Origin of the sequence: Actinophytocola xanthii, assembly GCF_001921205.1 — a bacterium.
Taxonomy (GTDB): domain Bacteria; phylum Actinomycetota; class Actinomycetes; order Mycobacteriales; family Pseudonocardiaceae; genus Actinophytocola; species Actinophytocola xanthii.
Window position 1 is genome coordinate 1 of the sequence record NZ_MSIE01000147.1, and the last position, 5643, is coordinate 5643.

General features: G+C 71.0%; 5 protein-coding genes. 2 read left to right on the plus strand and 3 right to left on the minus strand.

The window, feature by feature from the left end:
• Nucleotides 1-98: 98 nt before the first annotated feature.
• Nucleotides 99-530, minus strand: coding sequence for a MarR family winged helix-turn-helix transcriptional regulator (locus tag BU204_RS37395; protein ID WP_075130523.1), 432 nt, complete (start codon nt 528-530; stop codon nt 99-101).
• 640 nt (nt 531-1170) lie between these two features.
• Nucleotides 1171-2703, minus strand: coding sequence for a M28 family metallopeptidase (locus BU204_RS37400; protein WP_075130519.1), 1533 nt, complete (start codon nt 2701-2703; stop codon nt 1171-1173).
• A gap of 146 nt (nt 2704-2849) precedes the next feature.
• Here BU204_RS37400 and BU204_RS37405 point away from each other — a divergent pair, with 146 nt between their 5' ends.
• Nucleotides 2850-3830: an NAD(P)H-quinone oxidoreductase gene (locus BU204_RS37405; RefSeq protein ID WP_075130520.1), complete on the plus strand. Its 981-nt coding sequence runs from the start codon at nt 2850-2852 to the stop codon at nt 3828-3830.
• A 4-nt stretch (nt 3831-3834) separates the two neighbouring features.
• Here BU204_RS37405 and BU204_RS37410 read toward each other — a convergent pair whose 3' ends face one another.
• A complete protein-coding gene (locus tag BU204_RS37410; RefSeq protein WP_075130521.1) occupies nt 3835-5043 on the minus strand; it encodes a cysteine desulfurase-like protein in 1209 nt (402 codons plus the stop codon).
• A gap of 148 nt (nt 5044-5191) precedes the next feature.
• On the opposite strand from BU204_RS37410, the gene BU204_RS37415 reads away from it, so the two are divergent.
• A partial coding sequence (locus BU204_RS37415; protein ID WP_143230045.1) for a bacterial proteasome activator family protein occupies nt 5192-5643 on the plus strand: 452 nt, incomplete at its 3' end.

Genomic DNA, 5643 nt, shown 5'->3' on the forward strand with positions numbered 1-5643 from the left:
AGGGATTTGAACCCCCGGACCCGTGAAGGTCTCCTGTTTTCAAGACAGGTGCATTCGGCCGCTCTGCCACGCCTCCCTTGGGGTGCAGGGTAGCGGGCTCAGCCTTCCTGCTCATCAAGGTGGGCCAGGACGCGCTCGAAGATCGATGCCAGGGCGGCGTGGTCCTCCTCGGTGAGGAGGTCGATCAGGTGGCTCCGCACGCCGTCCACGTGGGTGGGGGCGATGCTGCGTAGCCGCGTCATGCCGGCCTCGGTCAGTTCGGCGTACACGCCTCGAGCATCGTCGCCGCATTCTACTCGTTGGACTAGGCCGGCTGCCTCCATGCGGGAGATCTGGTGGGACAGCCTGCTCTTCGAAGACGCTACCTCGCTCGCCAGTTGGGCCATGCGCATCCGACGACCGTCGTGTTCGGACAGGCGGACCAGGACCTCGTAGTCCGCCAGCGCCATGCCGTGGCCGTCCTGCAGCTCGCGGTTCAGCTGCTTTCGCAGCAGCTCGCTGCCGATCACGTAGGCTCGCCAGGCCCGCATCTCGCCGCGGCTCAGCCATCGCGTCTGTTCCTGCGCTTCGGTCACCCGATAAGGGTAGATGCGGCCCCCTGGTTCATGCCCGTTACGTGGGCGCCCTCTCGGCCCTACCCCCAAATGGAGTACCTGCGCGCCCGCGCGAGGGGGACGGGGCACGGGGGCAGTCAGAGGACACCGGCGCAGGTGGCGGGCACACCGAGCCAAGTGTCCCAGTCGGACTCGAACACTGTCCGTTTCAGACATTGCGGCCGAGTTTCACCAGGTCGGGGGCGGTGGTAAGGGTTGTTACGACGGGGTCACGCGTGCATGCTGGAGGCACGGCGGCTTGAGAGCGAACAGGTCGCGAGCCAGCCGGGAGAGGGACAGGTGGTGCCGTGCCGGAGCAGGAAACGATCTCAGCGGGCCGCTGTCCGCTGCGACCCCGCGGTTGAGCCGGGACAGCTCGTCTTGATCGCGCATTGTGGAGCAGCACCAGGAATTCGGGTGCACTCGCACCACGACGATGTTGATCGCCGTATCAGGGCTCCCAGACACGCCTGACGGAGATCCACGCCGGACTGGACGACAGCAGACCCAGATAATGCCGTGAACGGCGCTTTCCGACCCGGTAGGTCCGGAAAGCGCCGCTCACGGCCGCTTTCGTCTACACCGCCGCGTGCTCGGGGTCGGCAACCACCTCGGTCGCCATGGCCCGCTTCTCCGCGACCCGGGCCTTCGCCCTCGCCTGGCGCGGCGGGACGCCGTTGACGTCCTCGGTCGAGATCCCGTACGACGCGATCACCCAGGCCGCTCCGTCGGCCATCCGGTCGAACGCCACCCGGTCCACGTTGCCCAGGTTGTCGCACCGGCTGTGGTAGCACGGGTCGAACGTGATGCCGGCCGTGCCGCCCCACTTGTCCACCTGCGCCTCGGTCTTCACCATGTCGCCGCCGGTGAACAGGCCACCCGCCGGAATTCCGTTCACGATGAACTCGTTGTAGTCCGACCGGCCGTTGAAGTCCGTACCCTCGGTCGGCACCCCGGTCGCCTCGAAGTAGTTCGCGAACGCGGCCTCGATCTGGCCCGAGCCGTACGGGCCCTCGCCCGCGCCGACACCATCCGAGTTGTCACCGTCGAAGATGAAGTAGCCCGCGTTCGGCGAGCCGATCATGTCGAAGTTCAGGTACAGCGCGATGTCCAGCTGGGCCTCGAAGTCGAGGTTCTGCACGTAGTACTCCGACCCGACCAGGCCGTGCTCCTCGGCGCCCCACCAGGCGAAACGCACCTTGTTGTTGACCCTGGGCGACCCGCCGAGCTGCAGCGCGGTCTCCAGCAGCGCCGCGCTGCCGGTCCCGTTGTCGTTGATGCCGGCACCGTCCCCGACGCTGTCGAGGTGCGCACCCGCCATCACCACGTTGTTGGCCCGACCGGTCTGGGTCTCGGCGATCACGTTGTACGTGGACCGGTCCTCCATCACGCCCTGCAGGTCGAGCGTGACCGTCGCCCCGGCCTGCTCGGCCAGCGCCGCGCCCTGCTCCTGGGTCACCCCCGCCGCCGGAACGGCGTCGGGGTTGGGGCCGCCGAGGGTGCCGTTCAACGCACCGGGCACGTTGTTGTAGATGATCACCGCAGCGGCACCGACCTCGGCCGCCACCAGGGCCTTGTCCGCGAACGGACAGGAGCCCCTCCTGACCAGCACGATCGCGCCCTCCGGCGCCAGGCCTTCGTAGTCCGACGCCTCGCAGCCGGGCGTGGCGTCCGGTGGCACGACCACCAGCGGACCGGTGACGCCGCCCGCGGGCGTGTCCTGGCTGTAGGCCATCCGCGCCACCGGCAGGTCGACCCCGTCCACCGTCGCGGTCTGGACCTCGGTCTCGTCGTAGACGAACGGGAACTCCTGGCGGGTCACCGTGTAGCCCGCCGCCTCGAGCTTGGTCGCGACGTACTCGGCGGACGCCTCGTGCCCCTCGGCGCCGGCCGCGCGGTTGCCGCCGGAGCGGTCGGCAATGCGCTGGAAGGCCACGAGGTGCCGGTTCAGGCCGGTGATGCTGACCTTCTTGACCAGTTGGCGAGCCAGCGCTGGGCCGTCGGGCACGGTTTGCTGGGCGGCTGACGCGGGGATCGCGGTCATGCTGAGACCCGTCGCGGCCGCGAGGACCGCGGCCCCGAGTCGTAGGGTCGTGGTGCGGGACGGCATAAAGCTTCCTCTCATCACGGATCAACACCGGCGCTGATCGACCCTGATCGCGATCGCCGCATCCGGCGAGGAGAAACCATCGTCGGATGGCCGCTGCTGGTCAAGCCCTGGAAGTGTACGGTTCGGCCACCGATTACGGTCGTCACATGCGAGCCATTGTGATCTCCGAGCCCGGTGGACCGGACGTGCTGACCTGGACGGAGCAACCCGATCCGCGCCCCGGCCCAGGAGAGGTTCTTCTGGACGTCGCAGCGACCGCGGTGAACCGGGCGGACCTGCTGCAACGCCAAGGGGTCTACCCGCCTCCGCCAGGGGTGACCGAGGTCCCCGGGCTGGAGTGCTCCGGCGTGGTGGCCGAGCTCGGCGAGGGCGTCACCGGTCTGGCCGTCGGGGACGAGGTGTGCGCGCTGCTCGCCGGCGGCGGCTATGCCGAGCGGGTCGTGGTGCCGGCCGGACAGGTGCTCCCGGTGCCCGCCGGCGTGGACCTGGTGACCGCGGCCTCCTTGCCGGAGGTCGCCTGCACCGTCTGGTCCAACGTGGTGCTGACCGCCGGCCTGGTCACCGACGAGCTGTTGCTGGTGCACGGCGGCGCCGGTGGGATCGGCACCCACGCCATCCAGGTCGGCAAGGCACTCGGCGCCAGGGTCGCGGTGACCGCCGGCTCCGCCGAACGGCTCGAGCGCTGTGCCGCCCTCGGCGCCGAGGTGCTAGTGAACTACAAGGAACAGGACTTCGTCGAGGAGGTCCGCTCGGCCACCGACGGACGCGGCGCGGACGTCGTCCTGGACAACATGGGCGCGAAGTACCTGCCGGGCAACGTTTCGGTGCTGGCCCGCAACGGCCGGCTGGTGATCATCGGTATGCAGGGCGGGGTCAAGGGCGAGCTGAACGTCGGTGCGCTGCTGGGCAAGTGCGGCTCGGTCACCGCGACGACCCTGCGGAACCGGCCGCTGGACGAGAAGGCCGCGATCGTCGGCGAGGTCGTCACCCAGCTGTGGCCGCTCGTCGAGGCCGGCACCGTGCAGCCAGTCGTGCACGAGGTGCTCCCGGTGGAGCGCGTGGCCGACGCCCACCGCGCCATGGCCGACGGAGGTGTGTTCGGCAAGCTGGTCCTGCGGATGCCCTGACGCCCTAGGTCAGCGAGGACAGGCCGGCGACGGCCGCCACGAGGGCGTCGACCTCGGCGGCCGTCGTGTAGTGGGCGAGGCCGACGCGTACCGCGCCGCCGACCTCGGCCACGCCGAGCGCGGCGAACACGCCGCTCGGCACGTCGTCGGCGAAGGCGCAGATGCCGTGCTCGGCCAGCTGCACGACGGCCTGGGAGGCCTTGACGTCGGTCACCGTGAACGACAGCGCGGGGATCCGGCGCATGGCGTCGCCGATCACGGTCACGTGCAGCAGGCCGCGCAGCTCGGAGATCAGCTTGCCCAGCATGCCGGCCTGGTAGGACTTGGCCGAGCCGATCGAGGTCTGCAGCCGCTCCCGGCGGCTGCCGGTCGCCGCGTCGTCCAGGTTCGCGAGGTAGTCGATCGAGGCGACCAGGCCGGCGAGCAGCGGGTGGGCGTGCTGGCCGAGCTCGAGGCGACCGGGGCCGTTCTGGTCCGGGCCGAGCGCGCACGAGGGCAGGCGGTCGATCAGCGACGGGTCGGCGAAGGCGAGCGCGCCGACCGCCGGCCCGCCCCAGGCGGTCGCCGACACCGCGACCACGTCGGCGCCCATCGCCTTGATGTCCATCGGGACGAACGGAGCCGAGGACGACGCGTCGACCACGACCAGGGCCTTCGCGGCACGGGCCAGCGCGGTGATCTTCGCGAGGTCCGGCCGGGTGCCCACCACCCCCGAGGCCGCGGTGACCGCGACCAGCTTGGTGCGGCGGGAGATCAGGCTCTCGTACTGCCAGGCCGGCAGCTCGCACGTCTCGATGTCGATCTCCGCCCAGCGCACGGTGGCGCCGGCGCGCTGGGCCACCCCGAGCCAGGGCGCGATGTTCTGCTGGTGGTCCAGCCGGGAGACGACGACCTCGTCGCCGATGACCCAGCCGCTGCCCATCGCCTCGGCCAGCCGTTGCAGCAGCACCGCCGGGTTGGGGCCGAGCACCACGCCGGCCGGGTCGCAGCCGACGAGGTCGGCGACCGCGCGGCGGGCGGCGTCCACGATCGCCTCCGCGCGCTGGGAGGCGGGGAACACGCCGCCGGGGCCGGAGACGGGCGCCCGCAGCGCCGTCGACACCGCGGTGGCCACCTGCTCGGGCACCTGCATGCCGGCCGGGGCGTCCAGGTGAATCCAGCCATCACCCAACGCGGGAAACTGTCCCCGAATCGCAGCGACGTCGAACGCCATGAGCCACACCGTACGGAGCCTGGTCAGCGGCCTGTTGCGGGGGGCATCCCCGGGTTTGCGCCCCGACCCGGGCGGTACCCTCGCTCTCGTGACGTCCACAGGCGAGAACCCGGAAGCCGGCCGGCCGGAGCAGCCACAACTGGTGGTGATGGGCCCGGACGGCTCCCCGCTGGGCACCGCGAAGCTCCCCGACGCCCAGGCCGGCGCGACCAACGCCGAGGCCGTCGGCGACATGGTCGAGCAGCCCGCGAAGGTCATGCGCATCGGCACCATGATCAAGCAGCTGCTGGAGGAGGTCCGCGCGGCGCCGTTGGACGACGCGTCGCGCAGCCGGCTGCGGGAGATCCACAAGCGCTCGATCGCCGAGCTCGAGGACGGTCTCGCCCCCGAGCTGCGGGACGAGCTCGAGCGGCTGTCGCTCCCGTTCACCGAGGAGAACACGCCCTCCGACGCGGAGCTGCGGATCGCCCAGGCCCAGCTCGTCGGCTGGCTGGAGGGCCTGTTCCACGGCATCCAGACCGCGCTGTTCGCCCAGCAGATGGCGGCCCGTGTGCAGCTCGAGCAGATGCGCCGCAGCCTGCCGCCCGGCGCCGGCGGCGG

Coding starts and splice junctions, on each gene's coding strand:
- BU204_RS37395 (WP_075130523.1), bottom strand. CDS start 530: ATGCGGGCCTGGCGAGCCTACGTGATCGGCAGCGAGCTGCTGCGAAAG.
- BU204_RS37410 (WP_075130521.1), bottom strand. CDS start 5,043: ATGGCGTTCGACGTCGCTGCGATTCGGGGACAGTTTCCCGCGTTGGGT.
- BU204_RS37400 (WP_075130519.1), bottom strand. CDS start 2,703: ATGCCGTCCCGCACCACGACCCTACGACTCGGGGCCGCGGTCCTCGCG.
- BU204_RS37405 (WP_075130520.1), top strand. CDS start 2,850: ATGCGAGCCATTGTGATCTCCGAGCCCGGTGGACCGGACGTGCTGACC.